Here is an 18,132-nt window from a genome sequence, read left to right on the forward strand (position 1 = left end):
GCGTCCGTTGGGCGCAGCCTTTTTTTATCTGAGGAGGCGTTATGACCCGGTATCAATTCCCGGACGGATTTTTCTGGGGTGCAGCAGCATCTGGCCCGCAAACCGAAGGCGTAGAAGGTAAGCCACATCACTCCATCTGGGACAGTTGGTTTGCTGAACACCCTGAGCGGTTTTATCAGCAAATGGGGCCGCAAAAGGTATGTGAAACCTACAGCAAATACAAAGACGATGTGGCGTTAATGAAAGGGTTGAACTTCAACTCTTTTCGCACCTCGATTCAGTGGTCGCGGCTGATTGCCGATTTTGAAACGGGTGAGCCCGATGCCGACGCGGTGCGTTTTTACCATGCATATCTGGATGAGATGATCGCCAACGGCATTGAGCCGATGATCAACCTTTACCACTTTGATATGCCCGAAGCGCTACAGAAAAAATACGGTGGCTTCGAATCGGCAAAAGTCGCTGACCTGTTTGCCCGTTTTGCACAGACCGCGTTCACTCTGTTCGGCCATAAAGTGAAATACTGGATAACCTTCAACGAGCCGATTGTGCCGGTTGAAGGGGGCTATTTGTACGACTTCCACTATCCATGCAAAAAAGATGGCAAGCTGGCGGCGCAGGTGGCATTTAATATTATGCTGGCACATGCAAAGGCGGTTCAGGTCTATCGACAGCTGGCACTGGGCGGCGAGATTGGTGTGGTGTTGAACCTGACGCCGTCCTACACCCGCAATGATTCTGTTGAAGATAAAAAAGCCGCCGCGTATGCCGATTTACTGTTCAACCGCAGTTTTCTCGATCCGCTGGTGAAACATCAGTTCCCGAAAGCGTTATGCGAAATCCTCGTGGCGAATAAGTGCCTGCCGGAGGTGGCCAAAGCCGACGTTGACCTGATTACTTCGTCGCATATCGATTTTCTTGGCGTCAATTATTATGTCCCCCGGCGTGTAAAAGCACGGGAGTCTGCCTACACCCTCGATTATTTCACCCCAGAATTTTATTTCGAAAATTATGTGAATCCGCACGGGCGCTTTAACCCATACCGGGATAATAACGAAATTTTGCCCCAGGCGATTTACGACATCGCCGCAAATATCCGCGACAACTACGGCAATATTAAATGGTACCTGGCAGAGATTGGTATTGCCATGGATCTCGAATCAGAGGGACCGGTCCAGGCCGATGGGGTTATCGACGACAGTTTCCGTATTGGCTTGATGAAGGAGCATTTAATTCAGCTGCATCGTGCTATTGCGGATGGTGCGAACTGTTTTGGCGTTCACCAGTGGACCTTTATTGATAACTGGTCGTGGATTAATTCCTTCAAGCGCCGCTATGGTTTTTATCGCCTCGATATTGAAACGGGGGAGCGGCACATTAAGCGCAACGGGTTATGGTTTAAGGCGCTCGCACAAACCAACCAGTTCACCGACGAGGAGTAAACGACGTGAGTCACTGTTTTTATCCGCTCGTGAATATGGTGAAGAACTATCCGTGGGGGAGTCGCTCAGCGCTCAGCGCGCGTTTTCATATCCCCAATCCTGATGACCAGCCGCAGGCAGAATTATGGATGGGCGTGCATCCGGCGGGGATTTCTCAGGTTGTTTGTGAAGACGGCTCCTGTTCTCTGGCGGAACTGATTGCCGGGGATAAACAGGCTATGCTCGGCAGTAAAATCGCCGGGCAGTTCGGCGAGTTGCCATATCTGCTTAAGATCCTCGCAGCAGAAAGTGCGTTGTCGATTCAGGTTCATCCGCAAAAAGCGCAGGCGCAGGCGGGGTTTCAGCGCCAGCAACACCATCCCGTAAGCCCGCCTGACTATAATGATGATAACCATAAACCCGAGCTGGTTTATGCGCTGACCCCGTTTATGGCGATGAACGGTTTTCGCCCGCCGGCTGACATCGTGGACAATTTCACGCCGCTTAATATCCCGTCGCTCGATGGTGCGCTAAAGCAGTTAGCTCTCTCTCCCTGTGCGCAAACGCTGCAGGCATTTTTTGTCCTCCTGATGCAGTTGCCACAGGATGAAAAAAAGCAGGCGTTAAAACGGCTTATCGAGAACGCCAGGGAACAGTCTGACGATAATGTGGCGACCTTTATCTTACGCCTGCATCAGTATTATCCTGACGATATTGGCCTGTTCGCGCCGCTGTTTCTTCATTGCCTGACATTACAGCCGGGGGAGGCGATGTTTCTCTCTCCGGGTACGCTGCATGCTTATGTTCATGGCGTTGCCGTGGAGGTCATGGCCAGTTCAGATAATGTCTTACGCGCGGGTTTAACACCTAAAAAAATTAACCTGACGGAGCTGGTGGCGTGCACGGTATTCGAACCGGTCGATGGGGAGCAATTACGCATGCGTCCGTTAAGCGAATCGGGAAGATACCATTACCCCGTTCCGGTGGAGGATTTTTGTTTTGATGTATTCAGCAACGTTAGTGATATTGCCATGCAGACCGCCAGTGCAGAAATCATTCTGGTGATTGATGGCCTGGCGTTATTGCAGCATCCTTCCGGCGAAACGGTGACGCTTCATACGGGGCAGTCAGTCTTTATTCCGGCAGTGACCGGTGACTGGATGCTGAGTATCACCGGGACGCTTTGTCGTGTTTACGGCTAATGCAAGATGCAGGTCGAGTGAAAGACCTTTAAGCGTTGTTTAATCCGGAGCGGGCAGCAGACACCCGGATGGACCTGATGTCTGCTTCCCGGTATCTCAGGATACAAAGCGGTCAACAAGCGTGGACATCGCTTTTGACTGCGCGTCAAGCATTTGACTGGCCGTTGCCATCTCGGAAACCAGCGCCGCGTTTTGCTGAGTAACCTGCTCCAGTTGATTCAATGCCTGATGCACTTGTGACACGCCGAGAGACTGTTCATTGGCTGCGCGGGCGATATCACTGACATATTGCTTCATCCGCCCGGTATTATCCGCCGCCGCTTTCAGTGCCGCTTCGGACGCTGAAACCCGCGCCACCCCTTCGCCAATTTTATCCATATTCTGATTAACTAACTCTCGAATCAGGCTGGCTTCTCTGGCACAGCGCTGGGAGAGATGACGAACCTCCGCCGCCACAACGGCGAAACCTTTACCCAGCTCGCCTGCGCGGGCTGCTTCAACCGCGGCGTTGAGTGCCAGTAAATTGGTTTGAAACGAGATCTCATCAATTGACGCCACGATCTGGAAAATATTGTCGCTGGAAGAACGAATAGCTGACATGCTCTGGCTGGCCTCGTTAGAAACACGGGTCGCATGCAGTACATCATTTGCCATCGACTGGGTCAGTTGCTCCGCCTCACTGGCGTTATGTGCCGTCTGGGAAATGGCAGTCGATATCTGTTCCATGCTGGCGGCGGTTTCAACGATTGATGCTGCCTGCTCATCGGTACGCTGGGCCAGATCCTGGTTACCGTCGGTGATATTGCTGCTGGCGTTACTGAGTATCTCCGCGCCCGATTTAATTTCCTGCACGATATGCTGAATGTTTTCGATTGCCTGATTGTAGGCACGATTAAGGGCAGAGAGCTCGTCGCTACCTGGCACATCGAGGCGGCGGGTCAAATCGCCATCCATTTCATTAATAGTTTGCAGCGTTTTGTTCAGTTGTTGTTGAATACTGCGCACCACCATCACGGCAAAGGCGATAGCAATGAACAGGGCTATCAGACTTATCGCCAGGAAAGATTGCCAGTCAATACGCGCGTTGTGAGCCAGTGCGGCCGAATGCGCCAGAAGCGCATCTGCAGCCTGCGTTTCCACCTGCCGAAGTATCTCTATGCGCCTGGTCTGGGCAGTAAACCAGTCAGTCGGTTTGACGCCAAATCCGCCGTCCTGCGCCTTATTTAAGGCAATCGTTCTCAACTCAAGAGCGTGGGCGGCTTCGGAAGACTGAAGGGCTTTGTCCAGCTCTGCTGCCTGACTCACGCTGCTAAAGCGTCGGGTGGCGGTCAACCAGGCCTCTTGTTTACCCACCACATCACTGAGCATACGGAATTGACCGTTGCTAAAACGATCAACCGAGAAGACATTGGTGAGCAGTGCACGCTCGATCCCGGCCTGCTCCTTGAGATTCAGCAGACTATAGAAAGCGGCCAACTCATTAACCATTGGGCCGGACGCGCTTAACTGACCTATTCCACCCACGAAACTCAGTAGCCCGGAGATAGTCTGCGTATAAAACTGTGTTGATGTTATCGCGTCTATATTCAGAGCGCTTATCGCATTACGCGTGGCGTCGAGGGACTGAATATTGTCCTTAAACATGCTCAGCGTGGCGGCAACGTTGCCCTGCGTGACATCCGTATCAGCGCTGGCTAACGCCTGGTTTAATTTTACCAGTGCGTCGTCAGTTAACTTCCGCTGCACAATGATTTCATCACGGAACTGCTGTCCGCGCGCGCCGATAAAACCGGCGCTCATCCCTCGTTCACGCTGTAGTTGGTGGACAACATCTCCCGCGCTGCGGGCAAATGTTGTCAACTGGCCGATAGTCTCCATCTGTCGCTCAGTGCCGATACGACTGAGCATGCCTGAGCCGGCAAACCATATCACCGCAAGTAGCAGAGGAAATAAGGCGATAAATAACTTCATTCTCATAGGAATACGATAAATCCATGACATATCGTTATTTTCCTTATTTGTTGTGGTGTCTTATAAGTTCTATCGACACATTTCGGGTCAATCTTTACAACTTTATTATTATGAAAAACCGCATTGTTATTCATATAAGAAGGTGATGGTAAGGAGTCAGAGCATAAGCCGTGGCATCTCCTCTGAAACGTATTCTGTCTGTTTCCCTCGCTAACGCAGCGTATGGCGTTTTTAGAATAACCTGTTCTTTTTTTTCTGGTCTCCCGCCTGCCCGGGAAAATGCAGTTTAAGTATGTGTTACACTTTATTCAGTGATACTTCAATTGAGAAGGAGAACGCATCTTCTTTACCGTGCGAGGCTGTATGGCTCACAATCCTCTCTGCAGGGCATCTTAACGATCATTATGTTTTGTCAGGGTTATTCAGCGGTCCGCATATAGAAGCGTTCTTTTTTGCGCGCCGTCTCAAAAATAAGAATTTAGGCTTATTCTGAAAATATATTATTCAGTAGTATATAAATATTTTTAACGATCTTATACCGTTACGCTATCCCATACATATCCCATACATAATGTATCGTGGAGAGATAAATTATGCGGCTTGATGTGATAACCGATCATACCGAGAAAGTATTGAATCTTATGATGGACAAGGCCATCAGGGAATGTGACCCCGAGTACGGTCGAGTGGCCGATACATGGTACACCATGGCCGAGGGTGCACTTTTTCTCTGGCAGGAGCTGGCGGAGTGTTGCACCGAAGTTTCAGAAGAAGAGAAAAATAAAATGGCCCAGCGGCTTCGCCATATTATCAATGTCAACAGAGTTCCTCTGCTCAAAAAAAAGGATGAATAGTTCCTTGATTTTCTGAATAAAATATATTTTTTAAAAGCTGCGTGCGGCCTGACTCTGGTCGGAAAGTCGACCGGACGGGTATTAGCAGAAAAGTCACGTTACCCGGACAGGGTGGCGAGAATATATTGTTCACTATTTTTCAGTTATGAGGTTTTCTGCCGCAACGTCTGGAAACAAATATCAAATGAGGGTTATTGGGCATCATACATCGCTGCGCTAGCTTATCCTCCCCCACCTGCAGGGCAGGCGAGGCTCTGCATGATTAATTATTGTCCGGCGGCCTCGGTATTTTTTGCATGTATTTTTTTATTCGCTTCGCCACTCTCATTCAATGCCTGACTGGCGGCTTTTTCGGCATGTGCGGCGCTATAGGCTGCAAGGTGAGAAATGACGATAGCGTAAATACTCATCAGTGAAACCCAGAGTATGCTGTTCTTCCACCATAATAATGTTGGAATTGTCAGCACTGCCCAGATTAATGCCAGAAATAAATGCACTCTGGCCATAAATCGGGCTGTTAGTTCGACTTTCATATTTACTCCTTATTTTTACGCTATATGTTTGCCATCCTGGTAATATTTATAGCATTTGTTTGTTGGCTGTTGCGCTTATTTTTGTTACAGTTTGTACGTGCGAGAAATTGAGATAATTCCTCTGGAAAATATGAAGGTATACAGGATTGTTTGAGTGTAAAAAAGGAACGTTACTTCGGTAGTGCCCGCCTGTGAGAAAAAGCCAGACGGGAGAGTTTCGTACGAAGTTAATACTTAAGTGTTATATGCTCTGCTATTCCTTGGTTTATTGCCAGGATATACAGGACTTAAGCAAAGGCTGTTTTTTCTTGATTATATAGTTTACTACAATGAGGGCACATCAATGACAAGCCTTTCTGAACTCGTGTAAAGCTATGTTCTGACTGTTTAGTGCAGTGAGGGCAGGTGCATTTGACGAGATAGTTGCGGTTATTTTTTGAATCTTTGCGTTGTGGCATAGGGTCATTCCTGATAAATGGGCTGTAACCATACACTATCCCTGCATGGATTGCCCATGATCATTTTTTCGTTTCCGTTTAAAAAGGGGTATGATCCCTTCTGGTCAGGGACTTTCTATTAACGTTGTCATTTCCAGACCTGGAATATTGTTGGCAGATTTTTCGTTAAAGGGCAGGGTGACAGCGCTGCGTCAGAAACGGGCCGCCAGAAATTAAGGTACTGGATGCTTTCGAACGTAGCGAGGTGAGAACGGCCTGGAAAATAAAACTTGCATAATATGATATGACATGCCTTAATGAGTTGTCGGTTTGATACACAGACCAGTCCAAAGCATTCCCTTTTTGCCCTCATTTTAAGTATCCTGAGATACCTCTTTTTTTGAGTCTTCATTGAAAGTTATGCGATTAATCTGTAATCGGACCCTGCATGCCGAAAGGCTTACATTTATAGGTAAAAAAATATGTCTTCAAAAACGACAGGTAACGTAAAGTGGTTCAACCCTGAAAAAGGCTTTGGTTTTATCACTCCAAAAGATGGCAGCAAAGATGTATTCGTGCATTTTTCTGCAATTCAAAGTAATGAATTTAAAACGCTTGAAGAAAATCAAGAAGTTGAATTCTCAGTCGAAAACGGCCCGAAAGGTCTTTCGGCTATTAATGTAGTTATACTTTAAGGACACTTTCATTATTTCTAATATTCATCTCCGTTGTCCAAAATGTCACGGTTCGCAATATCGTGTTTCTCATTTTGATGTAACAGAAACTAACCCATACGGTGCAAAATGTATTTTTTGTAAAACCGTAATGGTGACCAATGACTGTTACAGTTCATTAGCGACAATGCATCCTGTGCCGCTGGTCAGGAATATCACAGCAACACATACCGTATAGATATTTCGCCTGCTTCACGTAATTAAGGACCGACTTATGTCAGCAAAAGTTTTGGTTTTTTTCAACTCTCAGCCCGTCAGAGCCATTGACAGAAATGCCAGCGACAAGACCGTTGATTGTGAATATCCTAACGGCGAGAAAGCGACCCTGAATATTATGCACGCAGGCATTCATTCACTCACGGGTGATCATCTGGAGATTCGTGTCGCTACTGACAGAGAGCTTTCATCGGATGACATCATGAACGCAGCCCGGAAATTTAGTTAAACGGGGTTTTGGCTGTTCACGTTCTGCATTTTTTACTGAAGATATAAGCCACTCAACCCCTTTCCGCGGCGCTAAAGGCGCTGCCCTATTACTGCTCCCGGTCCCATAACGGCTTTTGCGCAATGAATGTGCAATGAAAAGGACAAAACAGACCCGAAAGCTGTTCCGCTGACGTGCCCCCCACATTATCCCTTAGCGTAATCTGTCGCTGGACGACACATTCCATCGTTGCCTGTACCGCATTCAAAATGATATTTGCCAGCGTCTGTTTTAGCCGTTCCGCTAGCAGGGAACGCTGGGCAGGGCGAGTCTATTCCCCCCGCGAGCATGCCCGGTGTGATGCGATGGAGCAGGGTTATGGGCATGACGAGATGCGTGGGCAATGGTGTCTCTTACTTTAGGGGGCGGCATTCGGCTTGCTTTGGTGGCTTACAGACGTAACACCGGCGTCACATTCTGAAAAATATGTGACGGATTTCTCTCTTCTGAATTTTTTTTAAGAAAGCTAACCACCTGATTCCCACTATTTTTATGCGCTTTTCTCCCGATTGGTAAATAAATGTAAGAGTAAAGTAAAATTCTTTGCTGCCGATAGGATTACGTTGCGGGTTTTTAAGGCAAATACCTTCTGGCTTAAGGGGAGTGATTATGTCGTGGTGGAAAGTCTTTTCTGGAAAAAAAACGATCGTTAATTCAACGGCTGCCCCTGAACCCCGGCGCTTGTTGCTTCAGGCGCTGGAGCCAAGAATGATGTTTGATGGTGTTGCCGTCACCGCAACGCCCACGACAGCGGATGCCAGTCACACTGATACGGCATCCCATACCACGGCATCGGTGAGTGTGACGCATACGGATACCGCGGCGGCGAATTCAACAGCCGAGACCAGCAAAGCGACTTCCGGCACATCTCCCTCAGCAAGCAGTTCAACCTCCAGCCCAACAACTTCAACATCCAATACAACAACACAAGATACCAGCAAGACCTCCGGTGCCAGCGTAACCTCCGGCACGAGCAGTGCCACCGGGCCACAGGTGGTATTTGTCGAGTCGGATGTGAAGGATTATCAATCTCTGATCAATCAACTGCCGTCCGGTTATGAAGTGGTCGTGCTGGACAGTTCGAAAGATGGTCTGGCGCAAATCGCCGCCTGGTCCAGTACCCATAGTGGTTACAGCGCCATGCATATTCTTTCACATGGTGAAAAGAATGACCTGATGCTGGGGACGGTGGCGCTCAACAGTTCCAATATAGCGAATTATGAAAGTGAACTGGCGACCATCGGCCAGGCGCTGAACGCGGATGGCGAGATTTTAGTGTATGGCTGTAGTATTGCGCAGGGCAGCGACGGCGCCGCATTGATTGGCGCATTAGCTAAGGATACGCAACATGCCGTTGCGGGTTCTACGGATCCCACCGGCGCCGCAGCATTGGGCGGTAACTGGACACTGGAATACAGCACCGATAAGTTACATGTCGCGGCCCTGGATTTAGTCGGCTACGACGGCCTCCTTACCCGCCCTGTATCAGGAACAACCACCTTTGATTCCATCGATGGTTCCATTATTACCGTTCCCACAGGCCAGTCATCGCTAACGGCGCCTAATTACCTGGGCTGGGATTTTACCATGCAGATGAATTCAGCATCTGATGGTCAGAACGAAATGATTATTGTGGAAAAAGATGGTTCCAGTACGGTAGAAACCGTCGATGCCCTGAGCGATGGCACAAAACAAATCACCTATTTTTCGGTTAAATCCAATGATGGTTCTTTGTTTACGCTGAACTCTATTGGCGTGGTGATGAATGGGTATGATTCAGGTTTTAGCACGGGGAGTGTCACATTAACGGGTTATCTGAATGGTTCCGCGGTCAGTGGTGCGGTGTTAACCCTGAATGTTGATGACGTCTACAACGGTGGCAATATGGCCACGTTCAATGTGTCTTCTAATTCCTCTTTTCAGGGCATTGATTCTTTTCGCGTGACGGCGGCAAATGGGCACATTATTAATGGCTTAATTGGTATCGGTGCGATTAATGCCACCAACTTCCATTTCCCCGGCCCGGTATTAACGGCAAGCGGTGGTAGCGCAGCATACAGCAGCGGTACGGGAAACGCTGTTGCTATCGATAGCGGGATTACGCTAACCGATACCGCCGCCTCTACGCTGACAAGCGCGACAATTGCGATCAGCGGAAACTTTCACAGTGGCGAAGATGTGCTGGCCTTTAGCAATACGAATGCCACGACTTACGGCAATATTATCGGTTCTTATAACAGTGCAACGGGCCTGCTGACATTAACCTCTTCTGGCAGTACGGCTACGACAGCGCAGTGGCAGGCAGCGCTGAAAGCGGTGACCTATCAGGACAGTTCTCTGTCGCCAAATACCAGTTCCCGAACACTCTCTTTTACCATTACCGATGCCTCCAGTAATACCAGTAACACCGTAACGCGTATGGTCACCGTTGCTGCGGATGTCGCGCCTGTTATCAACAATCTTAATGGCGATAGCGGGACATTTTATGCGGGTGGGACTGCCGTGCATCTGGACAGCGGAACCGCTGCAACGGTCACTGATAGCGATACGACGAGTTTCAATGGCGGCAACCTGACAGTACAGATAACCGCTAACGGCCATAGCGCAGAAGATGTTCTGGGTATCGATACCAGTGGGACGGTGACCGCCAGCAATGGCACGACCGCAGGCAGTGTTATTTCCGTTGGCGGCGTCGCTATCGGGAGTATTGCCGTCAACGGTGATGGAATTAATGGCGATAATCTGAGTATTACCTTTAACGCAAATGCGACAGCCGGTCGTGTCTCGACGCTGGTTGATGCCCTGACGTATTACAACAGCGCCACCACGCCGACAACGGGAAACCGTACAATACAAGTGGTGGTTAATGATGGCCGCGGGCAAACCAGCAGTGCATCCAGTGTCACCATTGCCATGAACAATAATGCCCTGGTTACCACCAGCGGCGGCAGCGCCGCTTTTACCTCAGGGGATAATAGCGCTTCAACACCGGTGGTTATCGATAGCGGGCTGAGCATTGTTGATCATGCCAGCAGTACGCTGGCTTCCGGCACGGTATCGATTACCTCGAATTTTCATAGTGGTGAAGACGTTCTGATGTTCACCAATACCAACACGACAACCTTTGGCAATATCGTCGCTTCCTATAACGCCGCAACCGGTGTTTTGACACTAACCTCAAGTGGCGCGACGGCGACGATTGCGCAGTGGCAGGCGGCAATGCGAGCGGTCACCTGGTCGGATACCGCTGTGACGCCCAATTCAGCCACCCGCACTATCAGTTTCCAGGTCACTGATGGCAGCAGCAACAGTAGCCCGGTCGCCACACGGACGGTCACGGTAACGGCTGTCGATCAGACACCGATAGTCACTACCAGCGGCGGCAGCGCAGCGTTTACCGCCGGCGATAATACCGCGTCGACACCCGTGGCTGTTGATAACGGACTGACCTTATCAGACCTGGACAATACGACCTTCGCTTCGGCAACCGTGGCTATTACCGGTAATTTTCATAGCAGCGAGGATGTCCTTGCATTCACCAATAACAATGCCGGGATCTTTGGCAATATTGTCGGCAGTTATAATAGTGCGACCGGTATACTGACGTTATCGTCAAGCGGGGCGACGGCAACAGTTGCCCAGTGGCAGGCGGCATTACGGGCGGTCACCTGGACGGATTTTGCGGTGACGCCCAATACGGCGACCCGGACGGTGGGTTTTACCGTCAATGACGGGACGAAAAACAGCGCTGTGGCGACGCGGCAGATAACCGTTACCGCGACAGATCAGACGCCGATAGTGACGACCAGTGGCGGCAGTGTTGCGTTTACCGCCGGGGATAACACCGTCTCGACGCCTGTTGTCATCGACAGCGCAATTACGATCAGCGATTCAGATAACACCACGCTTGCCAGCGCCACCGTCGCCATCACCGGCAACTTTCACGCCGCAGAAGATGTGTTGGCCTTTACCAATACCAGTGGCGCGACATTTGGCAACATCGTTGCCAGTTATAATAGCGGCACGGGGGTATTAACGCTGACGTCCTCTGGTGCTACCGCAACCCTTAGCCAGTGGCAGGCGGCATTGCGGTCCGTGACCTGGACGGATACGGCAATCACCCCTAATACCGCGACAAGAACCGTCAGCTTTAGCGTCAACGATGGCACCAAAACCAGTCTCGCTGCGACACGAAACGTGACAGTCGCCAGTACGGATCAAACGCCTGTTGCAACGACATCCGGCCCTGGTACCACCTATATGCTGGGTACCCCTGGTACGCCTGTTGCAGTGGACAGCGGGCTGACATTATCAGACCTGGATAACGCCACCTTTTCCAGCGCCACCGTCGCTATTACCGGCAACTTCCACTCCGCAGAGGATGTGTTGGCCTTTACCAATACCAGTGGCGCGACATTTGGCAATATCTTTGCCAGTTATAATAGCGGCACGGGGGTATTAACGCTGACGTCCTCTGGTGCTACTGCGACTGTTAGCCAGTGGCAGTCGGCATTACGCGCGGTGACCTGGGCCGATGGGGCCACAACGCCTAATACAGCGACCCGGGTCATCAGTATCACGGTGAACGACGGAATCAAAAACAGTGCGGCCGTAACGCGCGCTATCTCGATGTCCATTCCCGTACCGTCTGTCACCGGGATCACGGCCGCCAGCGATACGGGGAGCAGCGCTTCTGATGGCATAACCCGCAATACTCAGCCAACGTTTATCGGAACGGCTCAGGCGGGAAGTACCGTGACTGTGTATGTCGATGCTGTTTCAGTGGGCACCACAACGGCGGATGGCAGCGGCGTCTGGTCATTTACCCCTCCTGGTGTGCTGAGTGAGGGCAGCCATATGGTTAGCGCAATGGCCACGCTCGGTGGCGTAAACAGTGTGATTTCCGCTAGCGCGTCGGTAGTGATTGACACCACCGCACCAGCGGTCCCGACAGGCATTGCGCTGACCGCCGCCACAGATACCGGTGCCAGCGCCAGTGACGGGGTGACCAGTAATCCCCAGCCTTCCCTGACGGGGATGGCAACCGCGGGCAGCCTGGTGTCGGTCTATATCGATGGTTCTCCAGTTGGCACTACAACGGCGGACGGCACGGGTGCCTGGCAGTACAACCTCGCAGGGCCGCTGCAGGACGGCCCGCATACGGTACGCGCCACCGCGACAGATACCGCAGGCAACGTCAGTACGGCGTCCACGCCCTGGACCTTTACGGTGGACACCACCGCCCCGGCAACGCCGGCAGGGATTGCGCTGACCGCCGCCACAGATACCGGTGCCAGCACCAGTGACGGGGTGACCGCGAATAACCAGCCTTCCCTGACTGGCGCGGCGACCGCGGGCAGCCTGGTGACCGTTTATATTGACGGGACGGCGGTCGGCACCACCACGGCGGACGGCACGGGTGCCTGGCAGTACAACCTCGCAGGGCCGCTGCAGGACGGCCCGCATACGGTACGCGCCACCGCGACAGATACCGCAGGCAACGTCAGTACGGCGTCCACGCCCTGGACCTTTACGGTGGACACCGCCGCCCCGGCAACGCCGGCAGGGATTGCGCTGACCGCCGCCACAGATACCGGCGCGAGCGCCAGTGACGGGGTGACCGCGAATAACCAGCCTTCCCTGACTGGCGCGGCGACCGCGGGCAGCCTGGTGACCGTTTATATTGACGGGACGGCGGTCGGCACCACCACGGCGGACGGCACGGGTGCCTGGCAGTACAACCTCGCAGGACCGTTGCAGGACGGCCCGCATACGGTACGCGCCACCGCGACAGATACCGCAGGCAATGTCAGTACGGCGTCCACGCCCTGGACCTTTACGGTGGACACCGCCGCCCCGGCAACGCCGGCAGGGATTGCGCTGACCGCCGCCACAGATACCGGCGCGAGCGCCAGTGACGGGGTGACCGCGAATAACCAGCCTTCCCTGACTGGCGCGGCAACCGCGGGCAGCCTGGTGACCGTTTATATTGACGGGACGGCGGTCGGCACCACCACGGCGGACGGCTCGGGCGCCTGGCAGTATGACGTTGCGACGCCACTGCAGGACGGCCCGCATACGGTACGCGCCACCGCGACAGATACCGCAGGCAATGTCAGTACGGCGTCCACGCCCTGGACCTTTACGGTGGACACCGCCGCCCCGGCAACGCCGGCAGGCATTGCGCTGACCGCCGCCACAGATACCGGTACCAGCGCCAGTGACGGGGTGACCGCGAATAACCAGCCTTCCCTGACAGGCGCGGCGACCGCGGGCAGCCTGGTGACGGTTTATATTGACGGGACGGCGGTCGGCACCACCACGGCGGACGGCACGGGTGCCTGGCAGTATAACCTCGCAGGACCGCTGCCCGACGGTGCACATACGGTACGCGCCACCGCGACAGATACCGCAGGCAATGTCAGTACGGCGTCCACGCCCTGGACCTTTACGGTGGACACCGCCGCCCCGGCAACGCCGGCAGGCATTGCGCTGACCGCCGCCACAGATACCGGTACCAGCGCCAGTGACGGGGTGACCGCGAATAACCAGCCTTCCCTGACAGGCGCGGCAACCGCAGGCAGCCTGGTGACCGTTTATATTGACGGGACGGCGGTCGGCACCACCACGGCGGACGGCACGGGGGCCTGGCAGTACAACCTCGCAGGGCCGCTGCAGGACGGCCCGCATACGGTACGCGCCACCGCGACAGATACCGCAGGCAATGTCAGTACGGCGTCCACGCCCTGGACCTTTACGGTGGACACCACCGCCCCGGCAACGCCGGCAGGCATTGCGCTGACCGCCGCCACAGATACCGGTGCCAGCGCCAGTGACGGGGTGACCGCGAATAACCAGCCTTCCCTGACAGGCGCGGCGACCGCGGGCAGCCTGGTGACCGTTTATATTGACGGGACGGCGGTCGGCACCACCACGGCGGACGGCACGGGTGCCTGGCAGTATAACCTCGCAGGACCGCTACCGGACGGCCCGCATACGGTACGTGCCACCGCGACAGATACCGCAGGCAACGTCAGTGCCGCGACGGCGCCTGTAACCTTTACGGTGGACACCACCGCCCCTCAGGTGCAGGCGGTTACGGCGCAGAATACGCTTACAGGGGCTCAGGGGCAGGTCGGCTATACCATCTCTTTCACGAAACCGGTTCAGGCTTTATCTGCAAATGAGTTGCAGACGCTGGTAACGGGCAATGCCCAGGCGAATATCGTTTCGGTTACTCAGATCAATGCCACGACATGGCAGGCGGTGTTGAGTGTCCAGGGGACGGGGACAGCAACGCTGGGATTTGTAAGCGGCGCCGTTAAAGATATAGCGGGTAATACGTTGTCAGGCTTGCCGGGCAATGTACCGGTGTACCAGGTGGCGCCTGCTGTTACGCCTGTGACCCCGGCAACGCCTTCCGGGGTAACGCCTGTGGTACAGGGTAATTCGGCACCGGCGATAGCGCTGCAATCGCCGTTGAACTCCCCAATGGCAGGCCTGTTTCACGAAGCCACCTCTTCGCCCATTGCGCCCAATATTGTTTTAACCACCCTTAATGGTATTAGTAACCCGGCGTTAAGTTTGCCCGGCAGCGGTCTGCTGGCAACAGGAAACGCAACCTTACCACTAACGCTTTCCGTTACCCCAGCCTTTGGCGAGTTTGCGGTTCCGGGCGGTACGGCATCGCCTTCTTATATCGGTTCTATTACCAGTAGCCCGACGGCAGCCCTTGAAGTGCGGGCGGATGTGGGCAGTGTAGGGGTCGTATCCGGTCAAAGCTTTAGCGTTTCACTCCCGGCAGGCACGATTTTAACCCGTGAATCTCTGGCGAATTTAACGGTGACCGTGCGCCAGAGTAACGGTATGCCGCTGCCTTCCTGGATTAAATTCGATCCAGCAACCGGGCGATTTTCCGGACAGCCGCCCGCCGGGTGGAAACAACCCGTCTCTATTGAAATTCGGGTAGTGGATAAACAAGGGCATTCAGGCACCAGCCATCTGGAACTGAAAGTCGCCGGGGCGCGGGAAGCGACCCCCTCGGCAAGTCTCCATTCATCACCGGGCAAGCCCGGCCTGGATCAACAAATCGCCGCTCAAAAGACCGTTTTGACAGGGCGACTGGTGACACCAGAAAAACAGGTGTAATGGTTGGCGAATATCTAATTTACTGTTTTTTTATAACTAAAATTAACCAACATAGTAAGGGTGGTAGCATGCAAGGTACGTTATCCGCACAACGTCATCCAGGCCGGTTTGTCCTTCTCCCTCTTGCGGTCGCTCTGTTGCTGTCAGGGTGCATGGTCAAACCACATCCGGTGAGCCTCAAAGAGCGGCAGGCTACTGCCGCCGCAGATAAACAAACGCTATTTGGCAGTCAGGAAAAAATAACCGCACCGGTGACCCTGGAAAATGCCATGGCCCGGGCGTTGAAATACAATATGGATTATCGCGTCAAACTTATGGAAGAGGCCATGGGGCAACGTCAGTTGGATGTGGCGAATCTGGATATGTTACCCAAACTTGCTGCCTCTGCCGGTTATACCGCCCGGGACAAAGACAACGCCTCTTCATCGCAAAATGTCGCCACTGGCGAACAGTCGCTTGCGCCATCTATCTCAACTGAAAAACAAGACCGTATGGCGGATTTAAGTCTGAGCTGGAACGTGCTGGATTTTGGCGTGAGTTATTACACAGCACAGCAACAGGCTGACCGCGTTTTGATTCTGGAGCAACGTAAGCGCCGGGTAGGGCAACAGTTGGTTCAGCAAGTACGCGAAGCCTGGTGGCAGGCAGCAGGCGCGCAGCAATTACAAGGGCGAATCGATACCTTGCTGGCCCAGGCCCAGTCGGCGCTGGATGATGCCAGGCAAGTTGAAAGCTTAAAACTGCGTTCCCCTCTGGAGGCCCTGAATTACCAGCGTCAGTTATTAGACGTTATCCGTCAGCTAACGGCGGTACGTAGCGCGCTGGCTCAGGCAAAACCGCGGCTGGCAGCATTAATGAATATTTCTCCTGGGGTCGATTTCAGTGTCGCGGTATCTGATGATATGCCGGTACCTAAACTGGGGATCCCCGTCGAAAAGATGGAAGATATTGCCCTGCTTAACCGCCCTGAAATGGTGGAAGCAAATTACAGTCAGCGCATCAGCGCCCTGGAAACCCGTAAAGCGATCGCCAAATTACTGCCGGGTATTGAGCTGAGCGTTGGGGAAAGTTATGACAGCAATAAATTCCTGACAAACAACGCCTGGGGATACGCCGGGTTGCGTGTGAGCTGGAACCTGCTCAATCTGTTTAATGCCGGGCCGATTACCAAAGCGGCTGAGGCGGAAAAACAGGTCAACGATGCCCAGCGCCTGGCGTTGAGCATGGCGGTATTGACCCAGGTGAATATCGCCTGGCTGGATTATGAAGGTAAAACCAAACAGTTCGAACTGGAACGCCAGTTGAATACGGTTGATCAATCGATTTATGAGCAGACACGCCATGCGGTAGAGAGCGGCGCTTCGGCACGTTTGCAAGGTATTCTGGCTGATGCCAACGCGGTTTACTCGTCATTACGGCTTTATCAGTCCTATGGTGCATTACAAAACGCCTACGGACAAATGGGGGCCAGCCTTGGGCTTGATCCGTTGCCGGAGGATACCCGGGGATATGATGTTGCGTCGCTGGATCAGGCCTTTAAAGGCGTTGCAGCCCGCGTGAATAAGCAAATGGCAGGCGATAAACAATGAAGAAATACGCGCTGTGGTTGATGGCTGGGGTACTGAGCGCCGGCGCGGTTGGCGCACCGACCAGCTCATCGCCAGCGGCGGAAAGCGTACCGGCAGGCAATAGCGAGGGGGGGATTCGCGTGGAACTGCTCTCTCCCCATGCGGTCACGCTCTCCGGCGAAATCGCGGCGCGCATCGCCGCACTGAAAGTCTCCGAAGGGGACAGCTTTCGGCAGGGGCAGACACTGATTGAATTCGATTGTGCGACCTATCGCGCGCAACTGCGTAAGGCGCAGGCCGTACAGGAAGCCGCCAGCCAGTTGCTGAAGGTGAACAATCAACTGGCGAAATACAATTCTGTCGGCACGCTGGAACTGACCCAGGCAAAAGGAAAGCTTGATGAGGCGGCAGCGGATGTCAGCTATATGCAAACGCTGGTTTCTAAATGCACGATTACGGCGCCTTTTGATGGACGTGTTTCAAAACGACATGCCGCAGCCTGGCAATATATGACGCCCGGTGCACCGGTTCTTGATATTGTGGCAACCCAGGATCTGGAGCTACGTATGCTGGTGCCGTCAAAATGGTTACCGCGCTTAAATTCCGGCGCCACCTTCCAGGTGACGATTGATGAACTGGGGCAGACCTTCCCGGCAAAAATCAAGCGTACAGGCGCGCAAATCGACCCTGTCAGCCAGACCATTCCGGTGATTGGCGTTATCACCGGGAATGCAGAGAATTTGTTACCCGGGATGAGTGGGTGGGCAAACTTTAATTAAG

Annotated in this window: 12 protein-coding genes; 9 read left to right on the top strand and 3 right to left on the bottom strand. The window is 53.1% G+C overall.

Features of this window, described 5'->3' with window-relative positions:
- The first annotated feature begins 41 nt into the window (after window positions 1–41).
- Both L2097_RS01170 and manA read left to right on the top strand, forming a co-directional pair.
- Window positions 42–1,442, top strand: coding sequence for a glycoside hydrolase family 1 protein (locus tag L2097_RS01170; RefSeq protein ID WP_250351971.1), 1,401 nt, complete (start codon window positions 42–44; stop codon window positions 1,440–1,442).
- A 5-nt stretch (window positions 1,443–1,447) separates the two neighbouring features.
- Complete coding sequence (manA, locus tag L2097_RS01175; RefSeq protein WP_250351972.1) at window positions 1,448–2,623, top strand: mannose-6-phosphate isomerase, class I; 1,176 nt, start codon at window positions 1,448–1,450, stop codon at window positions 2,621–2,623.
- A gap of 96 nt (window positions 2,624–2,719) precedes the next feature.
- On the opposite strand, the gene L2097_RS01180 is transcribed toward manA, so the two are convergent.
- Window positions 2,720–4,624 carry a methyl-accepting chemotaxis protein gene (locus L2097_RS01180; protein WP_250351973.1) on the bottom strand — a complete coding sequence of 635 codons (1,905 nt, stop codon included), beginning with the start codon at window positions 4,622–4,624 and terminating at the stop codon, window positions 2,720–2,722.
- Window positions 4,625–5,187: 563 nt separating this feature from the next.
- Here L2097_RS01180 and L2097_RS01185 point away from each other — a divergent pair.
- On the top strand, window positions 5,188–5,448 hold the full coding sequence (locus L2097_RS01185; protein ID WP_047369394.1) for a hypothetical protein: 261 nt from the start codon (window positions 5,188–5,190) through the stop codon (window positions 5,446–5,448).
- A 266-nt stretch (window positions 5,449–5,714) separates the two neighbouring features.
- Here L2097_RS01185 and L2097_RS01190 read toward each other — a convergent pair whose 3' ends face one another.
- Window positions 5,715–5,981, bottom strand: a complete 267-nt coding sequence (locus L2097_RS01190) for a monooxygenase (protein WP_250351974.1) — start codon at window positions 5,979–5,981, stop codon at window positions 5,715–5,717.
- A gap of 287 nt (window positions 5,982–6,268) precedes the next feature.
- Window positions 6,269–6,439: a YnfU family zinc-binding protein gene (locus L2097_RS01195; protein ID WP_222708274.1), complete on the bottom strand. Its 171-nt coding sequence runs from the start codon at window positions 6,437–6,439 to the stop codon at window positions 6,269–6,271.
- A 461-nt stretch (window positions 6,440–6,900) separates the two neighbouring features.
- On the opposite strand from L2097_RS01195, the gene cspE reads away from it, so the two are divergent.
- The 6 genes from cspE (at window position 6,901) to L2097_RS01225 (ending at window position 18,131) form a co-directional block, all read left to right on the top strand.
- Window positions 6,901–7,113 (top strand): transcription antiterminator/RNA stability regulator CspE, encoded by a 213-nt coding sequence (cspE, locus tag L2097_RS01200; protein ID WP_047369396.1) that lies wholly within the window; start codon window positions 6,901–6,903, stop codon window positions 7,111–7,113.
- Between the two features lie 10 nt (window positions 7,114–7,123).
- Window positions 7,124–7,330, top strand: a complete 207-nt coding sequence (gene ymcF / locus L2097_RS01205; RefSeq protein ID WP_071845846.1) for a cold shock small protein YmcF — start codon at window positions 7,124–7,126, stop codon at window positions 7,328–7,330.
- A gap of 36 nt (window positions 7,331–7,366) precedes the next feature.
- Entirely contained in the window at window positions 7,367–7,597 is a 231-nt protein-coding gene (locus tag L2097_RS01210; protein ID WP_047369397.1) for a hypothetical protein, read from the top strand.
- 648 nt (window positions 7,598–8,245) lie between these two features.
- Entirely contained in the window at window positions 8,246–15,784 is a 7,539-nt protein-coding gene (locus L2097_RS01215) for an Ig-like domain-containing protein (RefSeq protein WP_250351975.1), read from the top strand.
- 68 nt (window positions 15,785–15,852) lie between these two features.
- A complete protein-coding gene (locus tag L2097_RS01220) occupies window positions 15,853–17,373 on the top strand; it encodes a TolC family protein (protein WP_142516251.1) in 1,521 nt (506 codons plus the stop codon).
- Window positions 17,370–18,131, top strand: coding sequence for an efflux RND transporter periplasmic adaptor subunit (locus L2097_RS01225; protein ID WP_142516252.1), 762 nt, complete (start codon window positions 17,370–17,372; stop codon window positions 18,129–18,131). The genes L2097_RS01220 and L2097_RS01225 overlap by 4 nt, the downstream gene beginning before the upstream one ends.
- Window position 18,132: the final 1 nt, after the last annotated feature.

It is taken from the genome of Citrobacter sp. MNAZ 1397 (assembly GCF_023613995.1).
Taxonomy (GTDB): domain Bacteria; phylum Pseudomonadota; class Gammaproteobacteria; order Enterobacterales; family Enterobacteriaceae; genus Phytobacter; species Phytobacter ursingii.

Bases quoted from the DNA above. Each gene is read 5' to 3' on its own strand.
- L2097_RS01225 (WP_142516252.1), top strand. From the start codon at position 17,370: ATGAAGAAATACGCGCTGTGGTTGATGGCTGGGGTACTGAGCGCCGGC.
- L2097_RS01170 (WP_250351971.1), top strand. From the start codon at position 42: ATGACCCGGTATCAATTCCCGGACGGATTTTTCTGGGGTGCAGCAGCA.
- L2097_RS01210 (WP_047369397.1), top strand. From the start codon at position 7,367: ATGTCAGCAAAAGTTTTGGTTTTTTTCAACTCTCAGCCCGTCAGAGCC.
- L2097_RS01190 (WP_250351974.1), bottom strand. From the start codon at position 5,981: ATGAAAGTCGAACTAACAGCCCGATTTATGGCCAGAGTGCATTTATTT.
- L2097_RS01185 (WP_047369394.1), top strand. From the start codon at position 5,188: ATGCGGCTTGATGTGATAACCGATCATACCGAGAAAGTATTGAATCTT.
- cspE (WP_047369396.1), top strand. From the start codon at position 6,901: ATGTCTTCAAAAACGACAGGTAACGTAAAGTGGTTCAACCCTGAAAAA.
- L2097_RS01220 (WP_142516251.1), top strand. From the start codon at position 15,853: ATGCAAGGTACGTTATCCGCACAACGTCATCCAGGCCGGTTTGTCCTT.
- L2097_RS01215 (WP_250351975.1), top strand. From the start codon at position 8,246: ATGTCGTGGTGGAAAGTCTTTTCTGGAAAAAAAACGATCGTTAATTCA.
- L2097_RS01180 (WP_250351973.1), bottom strand. From the start codon at position 4,624: ATGTCATGGATTTATCGTATTCCTATGAGAATGAAGTTATTTATCGCC.
- L2097_RS01195 (WP_222708274.1), bottom strand. From the start codon at position 6,439: ATGCCACAACGCAAAGATTCAAAAAATAACCGCAACTATCTCGTCAAA.